The 15,584-nt window shown below is 38.0% G+C and carries 16 protein-coding genes; 12 read left to right on the top strand and 4 right to left on the bottom strand.

Annotation, left to right across the window (positions count from 1 at the left end):
- Positions 1 to 233 precede the first annotated feature (233 nt).
- The gene (locus JCM15092_RS16900; RefSeq protein ID WP_084488530.1) at positions 234 to 404 is read right to left on the bottom strand and encodes an integrase core domain-containing protein; all 171 of its coding nucleotides are present in this window, start codon (positions 402 to 404) and stop codon (positions 234 to 236) included.
- 330 nt (positions 405 to 734) lie between these two features.
- Here JCM15092_RS16900 and JCM15092_RS15730 point away from each other — a divergent pair, with 330 nt between their 5' ends.
- Both JCM15092_RS15730 and JCM15092_RS09770 read left to right on the top strand, forming a co-directional pair.
- Positions 735 to 1,037 (top strand): helix-turn-helix domain-containing protein, encoded by a 303-nt coding sequence (locus tag JCM15092_RS15730; RefSeq protein ID WP_034541885.1) that lies wholly within the window; start codon positions 735 to 737, stop codon positions 1,035 to 1,037.
- A gap of 15 nt (positions 1,038 to 1,052) precedes the next feature.
- Positions 1,053 to 2,543, top strand: coding sequence for a type II toxin-antitoxin system HipA family toxin (locus JCM15092_RS09770; RefSeq protein ID WP_024994498.1), 1,491 nt, complete (start codon positions 1,053 to 1,055; stop codon positions 2,541 to 2,543).
- A 425-nt stretch (positions 2,544 to 2,968) separates the two neighbouring features.
- On the opposite strand, the gene JCM15092_RS16640 is transcribed toward JCM15092_RS09770, so the two are convergent.
- On the bottom strand, positions 2,969 to 4,096 hold the full coding sequence (locus tag JCM15092_RS16640) for a winged helix-turn-helix domain-containing protein (RefSeq protein WP_024994497.1): 1,128 nt from the start codon (positions 4,094 to 4,096) through the stop codon (positions 2,969 to 2,971).
- 165 nt (positions 4,097 to 4,261) lie between these two features.
- Here JCM15092_RS16640 and JCM15092_RS09760 point away from each other — a divergent pair, with 165 nt between their 5' ends.
- The 4 genes from JCM15092_RS09760 (at position 4,262) to JCM15092_RS09745 (ending at position 8,632) form a co-directional block, all read left to right on the top strand.
- Positions 4,262 to 5,122, top strand: coding sequence for a GLPGLI family protein (locus JCM15092_RS09760; protein ID WP_024994496.1), 861 nt, complete (start codon positions 4,262 to 4,264; stop codon positions 5,120 to 5,122).
- 3 nt (positions 5,123 to 5,125) lie between these two features.
- The gene (locus JCM15092_RS09755; protein ID WP_024994495.1) at positions 5,126 to 6,991 is read left to right on the top strand and encodes a carboxypeptidase-like regulatory domain-containing protein; all 1,866 of its coding nucleotides are present in this window, start codon (positions 5,126 to 5,128) and stop codon (positions 6,989 to 6,991) included.
- Complete coding sequence (locus JCM15092_RS09750; protein ID WP_148296641.1) at positions 6,913 to 7,638, top strand: TonB-dependent receptor; 726 nt, start codon at positions 6,913 to 6,915, stop codon at positions 7,636 to 7,638. The genes JCM15092_RS09755 and JCM15092_RS09750 overlap by 79 nt, the downstream gene beginning before the upstream one ends.
- 226 nt (positions 7,639 to 7,864) lie before the next feature.
- The gene (locus JCM15092_RS09745) at positions 7,865 to 8,632 is read left to right on the top strand and encodes a DUF4858 domain-containing protein (protein WP_024994493.1); all 768 of its coding nucleotides are present in this window, start codon (positions 7,865 to 7,867) and stop codon (positions 8,630 to 8,632) included.
- Between the two features lie 11 nt (positions 8,633 to 8,643).
- Here the strand turns inward: JCM15092_RS09745 and JCM15092_RS09740 are convergent, their stop codons facing one another.
- Together JCM15092_RS09740 and JCM15092_RS09735 are read right to left on the bottom strand one after the other, a co-directional pair.
- The gene (locus JCM15092_RS09740; RefSeq protein WP_024994492.1) at positions 8,644 to 9,015 is read right to left on the bottom strand and encodes a DMT family protein; all 372 of its coding nucleotides are present in this window, start codon (positions 9,013 to 9,015) and stop codon (positions 8,644 to 8,646) included.
- Between the two features lie 26 nt (positions 9,016 to 9,041).
- Entirely contained in the window at positions 9,042 to 9,785 is a 744-nt protein-coding gene (locus JCM15092_RS09735; RefSeq protein WP_024994491.1) for a PP-loop family protein, read from the bottom strand.
- Between the two features lie 136 nt (positions 9,786 to 9,921).
- Here JCM15092_RS09735 and JCM15092_RS09730 point away from each other — a divergent pair, with 136 nt between their 5' ends.
- The 6 genes from JCM15092_RS09730 to mnmE all read left to right on the top strand — a co-directional run.
- Positions 9,922 to 11,325: a tetratricopeptide repeat protein gene (locus JCM15092_RS09730; protein ID WP_024994490.1), complete on the top strand. Its 1,404-nt coding sequence runs from the start codon at positions 9,922 to 9,924 to the stop codon at positions 11,323 to 11,325.
- Positions 11,316 to 11,789: an NfeD family protein gene (locus JCM15092_RS09725; RefSeq protein WP_024994489.1), complete on the top strand. Its 474-nt coding sequence runs from the start codon at positions 11,316 to 11,318 to the stop codon at positions 11,787 to 11,789. Before JCM15092_RS09730 ends, JCM15092_RS09725 begins: the two co-directional genes overlap by 10 nt.
- A gap of 22 nt (positions 11,790 to 11,811) precedes the next feature.
- Positions 11,812 to 12,810, top strand: a complete 999-nt coding sequence (floA, locus tag JCM15092_RS09720; RefSeq protein WP_024994488.1) for a flotillin-like protein FloA — start codon at positions 11,812 to 11,814, stop codon at positions 12,808 to 12,810.
- Between the two features lie 24 nt (positions 12,811 to 12,834).
- Positions 12,835 to 13,713 (top strand): nucleoside phosphorylase, encoded by an 879-nt coding sequence (locus JCM15092_RS09715; protein ID WP_024994487.1) that lies wholly within the window; start codon positions 12,835 to 12,837, stop codon positions 13,711 to 13,713.
- Positions 13,714 to 13,717: 4 nt separating this feature from the next.
- Positions 13,718 to 14,203: a free L-methionine (R)-S-oxide reductase MsrC gene (locus JCM15092_RS09710; RefSeq protein WP_024994486.1), complete on the top strand. Its 486-nt coding sequence runs from the start codon at positions 13,718 to 13,720 to the stop codon at positions 14,201 to 14,203.
- On the top strand, positions 14,204 to 15,584 hold a 1,381-nt coding region (gene mnmE / locus JCM15092_RS09705), incomplete at its 3' end, for a tRNA uridine-5-carboxymethylaminomethyl(34) synthesis GTPase MnmE (protein WP_024994485.1). It abuts the gene before it with no gap.

Here is a 15,584-nt window from a genome sequence, read left to right as displayed (position 1 = left end):
GTAAACTATATACTCTACAGTTGTGGAGTGAAAAACTATTAGAGACTTTCTGTAGTTTAACTATAAAAGTTGTGTAGTTTAACTATAAAAGTTGACTCTTTATTGTCTTATTTATAAAACTTGTTGACTTTGATTATACTATTTTTATTAATGGTTTACTCAATAATATATATTTGTATATGAAGTTGACTCTTCATCACAAGCTTGGTATACTTCAAATATAGGAGTAAATATTAAACAGCTATTTTCTTTAGTGCATTTTCTCTATAACTAATCCATTTTTTGTTAATCTGTCCTTGGTATTGGGCAGCTTCTTTAGGTGTCATTCCATCCAAACTCATATGGGGACGTTCGTTATTATAAAAATTAACAGCTATTCTTGTTGACTTCCTGACGTCTTCTATACTGAAGAATGTTTTTTATTCATAAATAACCCCCAAAGTTTTTTGTCCAAACTTTGGGGGTCACTTCAAATCTTCAGCGTTGCATTTCTTATCAGCTGAATAGTACTTGTTACATTCTCTGTTTTATTTCCACCGGCAGAAGTACTTGTTGTAATTAGGCAATTGTGATACTCAAATGTTAAATAATTGCTATAGAATCGCATATTCCTACGAAAAAACTCTTTTAATTCAAAAGATATAGTAATATTGTACTTATAACATTCATTATAGTGAAGATAAAACGCAATAAAGGCTATTACTATCAGTATAATGATAGATAAATATAATATTATGGCAGATTTATATGAGTATTCTACACCTGAACTTGTTCGTTTACTAGGCTCACGCTTCAAAGAATACAGGATGCGTTGTAATTTCACACAAAAAGAGGTTGCGGATCAATCTGGCATTGGACTTACGACAATACATAAGTTTGAGAATGGCTCTGCTGGTAATCTTTCTTTGTCAACGTTTATCCTTTTGCTGAAAGTTGTAGGTCAAATTAATGCTTTGGATGACTTATTGCCAGAGTTGCCAGAGTCACCTTACCTCATGCGTGGTGATGAGAAGAAAGCCCAACGTATTCGTCATTAAAAATAATACATCAATATGATTAAGTCGTTAAGAGTTATTCTTTGGGATGAAGAAATTGGAAGGTTGGCTTGGGATGAACGACGCAGAATGTCGTACTTCACATATAATCCAGAGTTTATCAAGAAGGAACTGAATGTTTCTCCTCTTGTAGCACCTATTGATGGGGTTAGGGCACTTGCTCCTGTGTGGGGTGATAATGCCAAGATTTACCAAAAACTTCCAGCCTTTGTTGCAGATTCACTGCCAGATGCCTGGGGTAATCAATTGTTTGACCTTTGGCGTCAGCAAAACCATCTTTCAGGAGCGGATATTACACCGCTGGACAAACTTTCATTCATAGGAAAACGAGGAATGGGTGCTTTAGAGTTTTGGCCTGAATCATCGAGCGATAGAAGAGCTGAGAAGATTGATATTAAGTCATTAGCAGATTTGGCCGAGCGTATCTTTACGGAAAGAGAAAATGCACGAATTAAATCAGATGAATCAATAACCATGCAGTCTTTGCTGACAGTTGGAACTTCTGCCGGAGGACGTCAGCCAAAAGCAATTATTGCAATCAATAAAAAAACAGGTGAGATAAGAAGTGGTCAGATTTCTGGCATGGAAGGTTTGGACTATTATCTGTTGAAGTTTGGTAATTCAGAATTCAGCTCTGCAGAATTAGAAATGGCATATTACGAGTTGGCCATAGCGGCAGGAATCAACATGATGCCATCTGAACTATATAAAGTTGAAGGTAATAACCATTTTATGACTAAACGCTTTGATCGTAATGGAGAGAAGAAAGTGCATACTCAGACTTTGGCTGCTATCTATCCTGATGCAGACAGTTATGAAGAGCTTATAACTGTTTGTAGAAAATTGCATCTGCCGGAAGCTGATTGCCAAGAGGTATTCCGAAGAATGGTATTCAATATCTTATCAAACAATACAGATGATCACAACAAGAACTTCTCGTTTATTATGAGCAAAGATGGTTCATGGCGTTTGTCTCCAGCATACGACATAACCTATATCATAAATAGAGGTGGATACCTTCCTAATGAGAATCATTGTATGTTTATCCGTGCCAAACTTCGTGATATTACTCGTGATGATGTAATTGAATTCGCACGTGATAATGGTATTCGCAGACCGAATGCCATAATTCGTGACGTTGTTGGTTCATTGAAACAATTCCGTTCTGTAGCTTCAAAACATGGTGTAGCAGAAGAATGGATTGGCAGAGTTGAAACCACCATCATAGATCATTTGAAAGCATGGGGAGAGTGGGATTATAATACAAAATTGTCAGAATTTAATATCAATGGCCATACTATTGAGAATATGCGTATCGAGCAGACATATAAAGGGAATTACCATCTGTATGCAAGTATTGATGGTAAGGAATTTAAGTTTGTCATTGGTAAGAACAAGGAAGAGTATCCGCTTATAGAGAAGACAGGTTTGACCAATCTCTCGGATGAACTGCTGAAATGCTTGGTTGAAAAGTACTTTAAACTATAACGCGGCGATTTTGTATTAAAGCATAATCACTACAAAAGCAACTGTTGATGAAATGTGCTGAAATATATTCAAGACACTCCTTAGAATAGTTTTCTATTAAGATAGAATTGATTATGCTTTTTCTCATACTTCGTTGCTGATATCTCAAGAATTTCATAGTAATGCTTATAGCATACAATAGTCACCGTTCGTGCAAAATATTTGCATGAACGGTGATTGTTTATATTTACTGCATGATTCAGTGGTAGAACGCAAATATATTTGCATTAAGTATGAAAGTCAATAGTATTATCATAGGAGGAATTCTTTTTATTTATAAAAAAAATAAGTCAGCGTTTTTTGCCTTTTAAACGGTAAAAAGTATAGGTAGAACTAATGCAACATAATAAAATGCATAATAAAACTCATTTCATCGTAATTCAATTTTATTTATCACTATTTTTAAGTACCTTCAATAGATATCCCTTCTTCATGATTGCCTCAATTGAAATGGAACTATCTGAACTAAATGCCCTACGTATATAGGTTATCTGAACATTAAGTGCCATAGAATTGGAATATGAATCATCTCCCCATACCTTCTCAAGAATCTCGTTTCTTGGTACGACCTCATTTATATTGTCCGATAGAATTTTAATAATCTCAGCCTGCCTACTTGTCACAATGACAGTCTTATCTCCAAAGTTAAGTTCATTCATTGAATAGTAGAATTTCGTATCACCAATAATATTCACATCATCCTTTGCTGCGTCATCGGTTAGAGACTGTTTCATTTCGTAAATCATATTCTTCATAAACTCACGCCTTATGCCGTCAATCCTCTTTTGAAAAAGTATGGTTTTTATCTGATACAACATACAGACTACTAATAGTACAACAAGAAATATGGTACCAATAAGTTGCCACAACATACTTTCAAGTATTGGTTGCATTTTTATAGGCAGATCAAAAGAGACCTCCTGATAAGAAAGAGGATTATATGGATATGTTATGGTAATATATGGAGACAAACCGCTATGTAAAGTATATATTGGATTAAGTGCTCTCTTAGTAGATTTATTAAAAGAGAAATTAATCGCTTCACCTAGAGAATTAGCATTAATAAGTGAGTCCATCACCTCCTTTTGAAATGTCTTCTTGCGTGAAAGCTGATATCTATGTATTAGAGGAGTGATAGCATCCGTTGACAAACCCTCAACATTGAACTTGCGTAAAGTATCTACTTCTGTACCGAACTTTCTAACCTCGCATATCGATACTTTTGTAGTCTGTCTATCTTCGTCAGGGTTTATATTGAAATGCACTAGAGAATAGAAAACTGTTGCCCCATTAGGATCTATCTCACTTTGATAACCCTCCTTGAGAACTTTTACAGAAGCACCTCTAATTATATCTTCTTGAGCCAGCAAAGACTCACATTTAGAAAAAAGCTCTTTCCCTATATTACTCTGTTCATAAATTGACTGATTATATAGCCAATATAACTGCCCCAAAATCATTAGGACAAGAGTTATTATTGTAAGTGTCCAGACTATTCGTATTCTCTTTTCCATATACCTAAATTCTTGGAAAACAAATTTACAAAAAAAAACAGATACTATTATTTGAATAATAAAATAGTAATAACTTTTCCAGAGCTAAGTAATATCTTAATAATAACCATTTCAAGATAATAATAAGGATATCTATGACCTTTGCAGAAACAAAACAAATGCGTTATGAAAAAATTATTAGTCACACTATTATTTGTTTCCACATGTTCAATATCATTGTGGGCACAGCAGTTCATAGTAAAAACTCCAACAGACATGATTCCCGGAAAGCCCTGTGATAAGAGTATTGTAAAGGTTTCGTATATTATGAATTTTGTAAATGACACCACACAATCTCCTATCAAACCTATTAACGAGACAATGATTCTTGAGGTAGGAAAAAAGATTTCACAGTTCTATTGTTATACCAGTTTCGTCGGCGACTCAATATTCTCGTCAGGAATTAAGAATGGCTTGTCACAATCGCTTATAAATGAAAATCTGGGTAAATATGGAATGGGCAAAATAAGCTGGAGGATATATAAAAACTTTAATGGCCCGGGAACAACAACCATGCTTGATGCTTTGGGTATGGAAAGATTCAAATGTGAGGAGAGCAATGAGAGACCTCAGTGGAAACTTAGTGGAGATACAATACGAGTTATAGACTATCTCTGCCACAAAGCAACAACTACATATAAAGGAAGAGTATGGAGTGCATGGTATACATCGGAAATACCGGTAAGTGATGGACCATGGAAGTTATGCGGTCTGCCAGGACTTATACTAAAAGCAAATGACTCTCAAGGATATTTTTCCTTCGAAGCCAATGGCATAGAAAAAGGAAAAACGGAAGATATACTATATAAAGGTGAAGAATACGAGAATATAAGCCGAAAAGATCTAAACAAAATCTATACAAGATACTATTCCGACCCTGTAGGTTATATAACAACTAACCCAAACATATCAATCAGTTTAACCGATGGCAACGGCAACAAGGCAAAAAATCCTAAGAACTTCCCATATAACCCTATTGAAAGATAAAAAATGAAAAGATTAGCATTGTTGATATTATTAATTATTCCATATATCTCATCAGCACAAATAATACACGGAAATGTATCTGACTCAGATAGCGGAGAACCTCTTGAGATGGCTACCATTGTTCTGGAGAGAGACAACATGCCAATAAACTATGTACTTACAGACGCAAAAGGTAACTACACTTTAAGAATAGAGAATATTCAGAAGAACGATATTTTGTCGGTCACATATATGGGCTATGAGAAGATGAATCACAACATAAACAACGAGAGGATAATAAATTTCAAGTTAAAGCCCGAAGCATTCGTATTAAAGGAGGTTGAGATTAAAGGAGGAAGAGTATATGGACGTCAGGATACTACCAAATATGACCTAAGCAGATTTATAACAGACAGAGATAACAGTCTAAAGGATGCATTGAAGAAGTTACCAGGAATAAATATTGATAAAAACGGAGCAATAAGATATAACGGAAAGCAGATAAGCCGTTTCACAGTGGAAGGAATGGATATAAGCGGAGGAAGATACAATATTCTCAATGAAAATATTAAAGCTAAAGATGTTGACAAAGCAGAAGTTATTGATCATTATCAGCCAATACGCTCTCTGGCAAAGAAGATACATTCAGATGATGTTGCACTAAACATAAAGCTGCTCCCACAAGCAAAAGAAAGATGGATTTGTACACTAAAGATGTTGGGTGGAATAGCTGACAGTAAAAATCCTGTTATCTGGGATGGAAATTTCAACGCCATGCAGATAGGCAAAAAGAGACAAGGTATATTAAATTTCAGCAGTGACAACATAGGAAAAGATATTGAACAGGAGAATGCACAGCTTGCAGAGATAAAAAACGATATGATTCTATCAGATTACGGCATGCCTTCATGGTTAAACCAGCCAACAATCGATGCTCCTCTAGAGGAGGAGAGAATGAGATTCAACCACTCATATAGCTTCAACTACAGCCGGCTTCAGAACACCAGTGAAGATACTCAGGTAAGGGTGAATGGCGGATATATTCATAATGAGAATGAGCAGCAGACAGCCAACAGCAGCATATATCTTCTCAATGATGGTAAGCAGATTACAACAGAGCAGAGTGAGGATTATAGCCTTAGAACGGACAAGTTGAATGCCCAGGTAAACATCGAGAAGAACAATGAGAACTATTATCTGATGAACGAAACAAATATTGATGGCAAACTAGAAAAGAGCTATTCACATTTCCTGAATAATTACAACAGTATAGAACAGTCGATAAAGAGTCCAAGAATAGACCTGAACAACAACCTCAGAGTGGTACGTAACCTGGATAAAAGAGTAATCAGCTTCCAGTCACGTGTCGGTATGAACTACTCCCCTTCGGAACTCGCCTTGAAAGATTATAATGAGAAGTTCAATGCCAATCGCATACATACTGACAATGCTGTATCAAACATGATAAAAAGAGGTTTCTTCACCTACGAATATTCACTCGGAGTTGCAACAGAAGATCTCTATCTGAAAGAGCATAACTGGTCTACATCAGTTTACACTCGACCTCACCTTGAATATAAAGGTACGAAACTCACTCTGACAACAAGCACTTCTGTGCAGTGGAAACACTTCTTTAGGCAGCAAAAATCGTTCCTCCTGCTTTCTCCACAGATATATGCCAACATTAGGAGCGGATTCAGAAGCAGTTTTACTCTCTTCTCCTGCTATATTCAGGATGCCGGAGGTTGGAGTAGTATCATCCTAATGAATATAGGGAGGATTATCGCACATGGAAAAGCAGTGACGGCACAGTGCCAAAGCAAGATTATTTCACCGTTAATGCGGGATATGAATACAAGCATGCTCTTCATGAACTATTCTGGAGTGTAGGGGCTTCATACTCTCACAACAATAGCAATATGATAAATAATCTCACAATAAAAGATGGTAAATACTATATTTCAAGCATATCATCTAATGATAACAAGTCTGAACAGTGGAGTGCAAAGGCAAACATATCTAAAGGATGGTTTGATATTAACACCAAAGCATCATGCGCAGTACAATTCGATAAGATTGACAAAGTTAATATGACCAATTCTGAGCTTATAGGATATAAAGTTAACCAACTCTCCCTTCAGCCAAAAATTATCTTCTCACCTAAATGGGCTGAGATAGAGTATTCAGGCGATATCAAGTATTCAAAAACAGTACAGAAAGAGTCAAAAGATGAGTCACATAATCTTGTTAATTGGGTACAGAACATCACACTGACCAAGACCTTTGGAAATGTGGATGGTAAATTCAACATATCCCATTATCGCAATGACCTCTATTCAGGTGAGAAATCATACTTCACCCTGGCAGATGCATCAATTATATTGAGACTCAGCAAAGTGCGTCTTTCGGCCAGCGTGAAGAATATATTCAACAAGAAGGAGTACTCATATACAATGAATCAGGGTAATATATTGTCAACAAGCAGATATAACCTTAGACCACGTGAATGGAGCATCTCGATACAATGGAATCTTTAGAATATAATAATAAACCTCAGACTCTTAAACAACCTCTACAATATAAAACTGAAGTACTTTCGGATATAGTCAACTGGATAAAATCACTCAAATAACAAAGTTATAGTTTAATATAATTAAGTTAATAATTAACAAATCCATAATTCAGTAAACATATAATAACTCCAATTTAACGCCAATAAACAGTTTGTAAAGTATTTTTGTTGAGATTTATAAATAAGTAAAAATGACTCAACGCTTTTGCCTCACTCTGTTATTATGTTACATTGGAGTTATCTCCTCAAAAGCTCAGCTATCAAGACAAGATTCCATAAGATTACAAAACCTGCTCAATGGCAATGGTGAGATTAATATCAATATGGAAGCAATAAAAGATATCCACTTCGACTACAACCCCACGAAGGAGATAATGAAGAGCAAACCGATGATGAGTGAGGATAAAAAGTGGATGGATTATCTTGAAGATCTTCCTAAAAATTATCTTGACAGTACAAAGTGGACAAAGCCAAAATTTGTAAGACTTACTCCCTACTCTATCTTCACAAAATATGGAGAAGACCCAGTTAACGATCCTATAATTGGTAAAAAAGATTCACTGAAAGTAAGAATGAAGTTCAATGTAAAGATGATGCCCGGAATCAAGAATGGTTATCGTGTTCTTCCACAAGGTATGGATCAAAGTGTTACTCCAAGCAACAATCCGATAGGTTCCTTCAGTGCAGAAGATCTTCTTGCTCCAATATTTTCAAAGAAAGCTCATATAAGGAAACACAATGCAAAAAATGCTAATGCCTGGAAAACTTACAAGAATGCCTTGCCGGTTAAAGATGGCCCATTCTCAAAGAAAAAGCCTGCATTAAAAAACAGCGATTCCCCAAAAAAGGATTCATTGAATATTAAAACAGACTCATTAAAGACCGACTCATTACTCTATATTAAGAGAGATACACTTATAGTCCCCAAGAACAACAAGCCGGTAAATATTGTGAACTAAACTACAACATATCATTTCATAAATACGAAATAGACTGCAAGGATAAGACATAGGAAAGCTGCCAGATGATTCCAATGCAGTGTTTCATTATTGAAGAAATATGTTGAGAATACCGTGAAGATTACAAGTGTTATAACCTCTTGAATAACTTTAAGTTGCATAAGAGTAAAAGGGCCACCATTATCTACAAAACCGATTCTATTTGCAGGTACTTGTAGCACATACTCGAAAAAAGCCAGCATCCAGCTGAATACAATAATAGCGAAGAGAGGCAGTGATGCAAACCAGGTAGATGCTTCCTTAAGTTTGAGATGGCCATACCATGCAAAAGTCATGAATACATTGGCAACAATAAGCAGACCCACGGTATAAAATGCTTTCATAATGTAATGCTATATTTCTATTTATATTAAATTTTTCCCGGCAGAAGTTCCTCCTGCACATTGCTCATACTGTTCCAAAGGCTATATCTCGCCTCAGGGTTAAGTTTTTCCAACTCAGCAAGAATCCTCTTCATCTGCGAGCGGTTTGACTGATGCTCGTAAGGACAGTTTTTAACCTGCTTACGATAATCCCTAACCCTTGCCATATCAATAAGATCAGACTCATTAACCAGACACATAGGTCGTATGATTGTCATATCAAATTTCCTCATCTTCAACATAGGAGGCATAGTAGAGAATACCCCTTGGAAAGTGATATTCATAAGCATAGTCTGAATGATATCATCACGGTGATGGCCCAATGCTATCTTATTGCATCCATACTCCTTTGCAACTGTAAAGAGTGCCTTACGCCTGTTCCATGAGCAGAGGAAACAGGGTGACTTACGGCTGTCACTAGACGCATCGAATGATGTACGGTATTCGACAAACTCCACTCCATGTTGCTCACAGAAATCTTTAAGATACTGCATATCCGATTTATATGGAATATTTGTCATTACTATATGAACAGCAACAACCGAAAAACGTGGCTTAATTATTTTGGAACGTATTGCCAGTAACTCAAGTAGTGCCAGCGAATCTTTACCTCCCGAAAGTCCAACTAATATCCTATCATCATCCTCTATAAGTCGGTACTTTACAACACCTTTGTTGAAACTATGCTCAACCTTTCTTAAAATTATATCTTCCTCTGTGAACTTTGTCATATCATTTTATAAACGTGCGCAAAAGTACATTAAAAGAATGATTTATAGAAGAATTAGGAAAATAGAATAATCTAAAGATTAATAAATCAAATAAAATATGTAATTTTGATTTTATTAGTAAGTAATTTTGATAAATATGAGAAGATTATATATACTCTGCCTATTCGCCCTTGGAATGGCAAATTCTATATCATCACAGACCCTTGAACAGGCTAAACAACAGTTCCTTAAAGGTGAGTTCAGTGCTGCAAAACCTGTTTTCAGTAATTTACTTAAGAAATCTCCATCTAACTCCAACTATAACTTTTGGTATGGCGCTTGCGAATATGAGACCGGTAATGCAGAGAATGCCATTCCTTATCTTCAAAAAGGAGCAAAAGCAAAAGTAACCAATGCTTATAAATATCTTGGACTAGCATATTTCGATCTATACAACTTTGGAGAAGCTGAAACATCATACGGACAATATATTGCTGCTCTGACAAAGGCTAAGCAACCTGTTGAAGAGGAAGAGAAGGTTTTTGAGAAGATAAAAAAAGCATCAAGGATGATAAAGGGAGTTGAGAAGGTGACTGTAATCGATAGTTTTGTTGTCGACAAAAACAGGTTTCTCGACAGCTACCATCTTAGCAAACCATCAGGAAAGTTGTCTATGATATCAGATACATATGGCACATCATATGAGACAGAGAATGGAAACAATATTCTGCTCTCTCAAAAGGGCCCTGCTGGAAATATGCAACTCTATACTCAGATAAAGCTGATTAATGATTGGAGCAAGCCTGAACCTGTGACATCACTGCAGAGTGATGCAGATATAAACTATCCGTTCCTTATGACTGATGGTATAACCCTTTACTATAGTGCTACAGGTCCTGAGTCATTAGGAGGATATGATATGTTTGTCACAAGATATGATACCGAAGATAGAAGATATCTCAAGCCGGATAACCTTGGCATGCCTTTCAATTCACAATTCAACGACTATATGTTTGCTATTGATGAATTGAATAACCTTGGATGGTTTGCTTCAGACAGATATCAGCCAAATGATAAGGTATGTATATATGTCTTCATTCCTAATGAGACCAAGGAAGTTTATGATTATGAGAGTACGGACCCTAAACTTTTACATCAGGCAGCGCTTCTATCTCCGATAAAAGTGACACAGGCTGATAAGAAGAGAGTTGAAGAGGCTAAAAGAGTACTAGTCAAGGTGATGTCGGATAATCCTGAAAAACATATAAAGAGAGATTTTGAATTTGTTATTGACGACAAACGTACATATTATTCACTGAAAGACTTTAAGTCAAAGGAGGCAAGCAAACTATATCTTGAGCTCTCTCAGAAAGAGAAAGATTTCAAGTCACTCTGCACTCAGCTAGACAACAAACGTGATGAGTATGCAGCTGCCGTAAACGACAAAAAGAGTTCACTTGCTCCGTCTATATTGGATTTGGAAAAACGTACGGAACAGTTACAAAAAGAGATAAACCAACTTATTATCAACATTAGAAATAAAGAGATAACATGGAAATAATCATTCTAATCTCACTTATCGCAGCAGGACTACTCCTCTTCATAGTAGAGGTATTCCTTATACCAGGTATAAGCTTAGCCGGCATTGGATCGGCAATAAGCCTCCTTGCAGCAGTATACTATTCTTTTACAGCTATAGGTTCAACTGCAGGCTTCATAACTTTGGGAGTATCTGCGGTTAGTATAGTGATAATCATTATGTGGCTCATGCGTTCTAAGACAGTAGACAAATACTCTCTAAAAAAGACGCTGGACTATAAAGAGAACAAAGTCAAAAAATTCAATATAAAAGTTGGCGACGAAGGTGTTGCCATCACCCGCCTTGCACTTATAGGCAATGCCGAAATCAATGGTAACATCATTGAGGTACGTTCTGCCGAAGGTTTTATAGACGAGAATACATTGATTTATGTTGAACGCATCTCAGGTGAGACCATAATGGTGCGTAAACGTCAAGAAAATTAATCATTTAAATAATTCTATTATTATGGAACAACAATTTGTTTTACCGGTTATCGTAATCGGTGGAGTTGTGATCTTCCTGATCATCTTCTTTCACTACGTGCCGTTCTTCCTGTGGCTTTCTGCCAAGGTATCTGGAGTCCGCATCTCATTGGTGCAGTTATTCCTTATGAGAATACGTAACGTGCCGCCATATACTATAGTCCCGGCAATGATTGAGGCACATAAGGCAGGTCTTGGCACTATTACTCGTGATGAACTTGAAGCACATTACATGGCCGGCGGTCATGTTGAGAGAGTTGTTCATGCACTTGTATCTGCCTCAAAAGCTAACATCGAGTTATCATTCCAGATGGCAACAGGTATCGACCTTGCCGGACGTGACGTGTTCGAGGCAGTACAGATGTCGGTTAATCCTAAAGTTATTGACACCCCTCCTGTTACAGCAGTTGCAAAAGATGGTATCCAGCTTATTGCAAAAGCACGTGTCACAGTACGTGCAAACATACATCAGCTTGTAGGTGGTGCCGGAGAAGATACAATTCTTGCCCGCGTCGGTGAAGGTATCGTATCCTCTATCGGTTCTTCAGAGAATCATAAATCGGTTCTCGAAAATCCTGATTCAATATCTAAACTAGTACTCCGTAAAGGCCTTGATGCCGGAACAGCATTCGAGATACTCTCTATTGATATAGCAGATATCGATATAGGTAAGAATATCGGAGCATCACTTCAGATAGATCAGGCTAATGCCGATAAGAACATCGCTCAGGCTAAAGCTGAGGAGCGTCGTGCAATGGCAGTGGCCCTTAGTCAGGAGATGAAGGCAAAGGCTGAAGAGGCTCGTGCCAACGTTATACAGGCTGAACAGGAGATTCCACGTGCAATAGCAGAGTCTTTCAGAAGCGGCAACCTAGGCATAATGGACTATTACAGAATGAAGAATATTCAGGCTGATACTGCAATGCGTGAAAATATTGCTAAACCTGAAATAAATCCTACAGCTAATCCATTAAGTGAATAGTATAACAATTTAATACTAAACATTATGAAAAAATATTTTGCTGCGTCTGAGTTGCTTATCAACTCGGATGGATCAGTTTTTCACCTGCATATAAAACCGGAACAGTTGGCCGACAAGGTAATCCTTGTCGGTGACCCTGGTCGTGTCTCACTTGTCGCCTCTCATTTCGAAAACATAGAGATGGATGTAGAGAGCCGTGAGTTCAAGAGTATCACCGGTTCATATAAAGGAAAGAGAATAACAGTTGTATCTACAGGTATCGGTTGTGACAATATCGATATCGTAATGAACGAGCTAGATGCACTTGCAAATATAGACTTCAAGACTCGTTACGAAAAAGATGAACATCGTGAACTGTCACTTGTCCGTATTGGTACCTGTGGTGGTCTGCAACCAAATACTCCTGTTGGAACATTTGTTGTATCCGAAAAATCTATGGGTTTTGACGGATTGCTCAACTTCTATGCAGGACGTAACGCAGTGTGCGACCTTGCCATGGAGAAAGCATTCATAAACCATATGGGATGGACGGGAAATATGTGCCAGCCATATCCATATGTAATAGATGCTAACAAAGAGTTGATAGAGCGCATAGATAAAGGTGATATGGTAAAAGGTGTGACCATTGCTGCCGGAGGTTTCTTCGGTCCTCAAGGTCGTGAACTTCGTATTCCACTTGCCGATCCTAACCAGAACGAGAAGATCGAAAAGTTTGAATACAACGGTTACAAGATTACCAACTTCGAGATGGAGAGTTCTGCACTGGCAGGTTTGTCACGTCTTATGGGACACAAAGCTATGACTGTATGTATGGTCATTGCCAACCGTCTTATTAAGGAGGCTAACACCGGTTACAAGAGTACCATCGATGAGTTGATAAAAAAAGTATTAGAGAGAATTTAATTATATGGAACCAGGTTTTGCACACAATATCACTGACAAGAGAGAGGCTTATGAGAACTTCATAGAGCAGTTTGCCCTAATGGTGGATGGCGAGACAGAGGAGGTAAGCGTACTTGCCAATGCCTCAGCAGCTATACGTCAGGCATTCGGTTTCTTCTGGATAGGCTTCTACATAGTAAAGAATGATATATTGATACTTGGTCCCTTTCAGGGAGATGTAGCATGCAACCGCATACGCAAAGGAAAAGGTGTATGCGGTACGGCATGGGAGAAAGCAGAGACCATTATTGTGGAGGATGTGGACAAGTTCCCGGGCCATATAGCATGCAGTTCGGCATCACGTTCCGAGATTGTTGTACCACTACTCTGTGGCAACGAGGTACGTGCAGTGTTGGATATAGACAGTGATGAAATAGCCACTTTCGATGAAACAGACAGATACTATCTGGAACAGGTGGTAGAAATAATTTCAAGAAACATTTATAGGTAAATGACAAATCAGGATACAATCTGTGCAATAGCAACAGCACAAGGAGGAGCAATAGGGACCATCCGCGTATCAGGTCCGAATGCAGTAGAGATAACTTCATCAATCTTCAAGCCAATAAAAGGAAAGGGCCTGCTTGATAGGAAACCTTATACACTCACCTTCGGAAATATCACCAACAAAGGAGGAGATATAGTCGACGAGGTGCTTGTAAGCCTTTTCCGTGCACCTCACTCCTACACCGGCGAAGATAGCACAGAGATAATGTGTCATGGTTCGTCATATATACTTCAGCAGGTCATGCAGTTGCTCATACAGAATGGCTGCCGCTCGGCCAATGCCGGTGAGTTCACACAACGTGCATTCCTGAATGGAAAGATGGACCTTAGTCAGGCTGAAGCAGTAGCAGATCTGGTAGCCTCATCGAGTGCAGCTTCACACAAGTTAGCTATGAGTCAGATGCGTGGAGGTTTCAGTAAGGAGCTGACTCTATTGCGTGACAAGCTACTTCATATCACCTCACTCATGGAGTTGGAGCTTGACTTCAGCGATCATGAGGACCTTGAGTTTGCCGACCGTAATGACCTGAAAGAGTTGGCTGCAAATATAGAGACTGTCATCACACGTCTTGCTAAATCCTTCAGTGTAGGTAATGTCATCAAGAATGGTATACCTGTCGCCATCATTGGTGAGACCAATGTCGGCAAGTCTACCTTACTCAATGCACTACTTAACGAGGAGAAAGCCATTGTGAGCGACATACATGGCACCACACGCGACGTCATTGAGGACACAATGAACATTGGCGGTGTGACCTTCCGTTTTATCGATACAGCAGGTATTCGTCAGACAACCGACAAGATAGAGAACATAGGTATTGAGCGTACCTTCCAGAAGCTTTCACAGGCTGATATAGTGTTGTGGATGATTGATACCACTGACAAGGCCGATGGATTTGAGAAGATAAAGAAAGAGATACTTCCTCACTGTGTAGACAAGAAGCTTATTATATTATTCAATAAGTCCGACCTTCTTTCGGCTTCGCAACAAGATGAGATACAAAACTACTTTAATGATGTAGATGCAGAAAAGATATTCATCTCTGCAAAGACCAAGCAGAACATCGAGAAGCTTGAAGAGATACTTGTCAAGGCATCAGCCCTTCCACAGATCAATCAGGGCGATGTCATTGTGACCAACATACGTCACTACGAAGCCCTTACCCATGCCCTTGAATCCATACATCGCGTACAGGAGGGAATGAGCATGAACCTTTCAGGAGATTTAGTCAGTGAAGACCTCCGTCAGTGCATATTCCACCTCAGCGATATAGTTGGAGAAGTTACTACCGACCAGGTGTTGGAGAATATTTTCAAGAATTTTT

The organism is Phocaeicola paurosaccharolyticus JCM 15092 (assembly GCF_000613805.1).
Classification (GTDB): domain Bacteria; phylum Bacteroidota; class Bacteroidia; order Bacteroidales; family Bacteroidaceae; genus Phocaeicola; species Phocaeicola paurosaccharolyticus.
This window is presented reverse-complemented; position numbering and strand designations above follow the sequence as displayed.

Bases quoted from the DNA above. Each gene is read 5' to 3' on its own strand.
- JCM15092_RS15730 (WP_034541885.1), top strand. From the start codon at position 735: ATGGCAGATTTATATGAGTATTCTACACCTGAACTTGTTCGTTTACTA.
- JCM15092_RS09770 (WP_024994498.1), top strand. From the start codon at position 1,053: ATGATTAAGTCGTTAAGAGTTATTCTTTGGGATGAAGAAATTGGAAGG.
- JCM15092_RS16640 (WP_024994497.1), bottom strand. From the start codon at position 4,096: ATGGAAAAGAGAATACGAATAGTCTGGACACTTACAATAATAACTCTT.
- JCM15092_RS09760 (WP_024994496.1), top strand. From the start codon at position 4,262: ATGAAAAAATTATTAGTCACACTATTATTTGTTTCCACATGTTCAATA.
- JCM15092_RS09755 (WP_024994495.1), top strand. From the start codon at position 5,126: ATGAAAAGATTAGCATTGTTGATATTATTAATTATTCCATATATCTCA.
- JCM15092_RS09745 (WP_024994493.1), top strand. From the start codon at position 7,865: ATGACTCAACGCTTTTGCCTCACTCTGTTATTATGTTACATTGGAGTT.
- JCM15092_RS09740 (WP_024994492.1), bottom strand. From the start codon at position 9,015: ATGAAAGCATTTTATACCGTGGGTCTGCTTATTGTTGCCAATGTATTC.
- JCM15092_RS09735 (WP_024994491.1), bottom strand. From the start codon at position 9,785: ATGACAAAGTTCACAGAGGAAGATATAATTTTAAGAAAGGTTGAGCAT.
- JCM15092_RS09730 (WP_024994490.1), top strand. From the start codon at position 9,922: ATGAGAAGATTATATATACTCTGCCTATTCGCCCTTGGAATGGCAAAT.
- JCM15092_RS09725 (WP_024994489.1), top strand. From the start codon at position 11,316: ATGGAAATAATCATTCTAATCTCACTTATCGCAGCAGGACTACTCCTC.
- floA (WP_024994488.1), top strand. From the start codon at position 11,812: ATGGAACAACAATTTGTTTTACCGGTTATCGTAATCGGTGGAGTTGTG.
- JCM15092_RS09715 (WP_024994487.1), top strand. From the start codon at position 12,835: ATGAAAAAATATTTTGCTGCGTCTGAGTTGCTTATCAACTCGGATGGA.
- JCM15092_RS09710 (WP_024994486.1), top strand. From the start codon at position 13,718: ATGGAACCAGGTTTTGCACACAATATCACTGACAAGAGAGAGGCTTAT.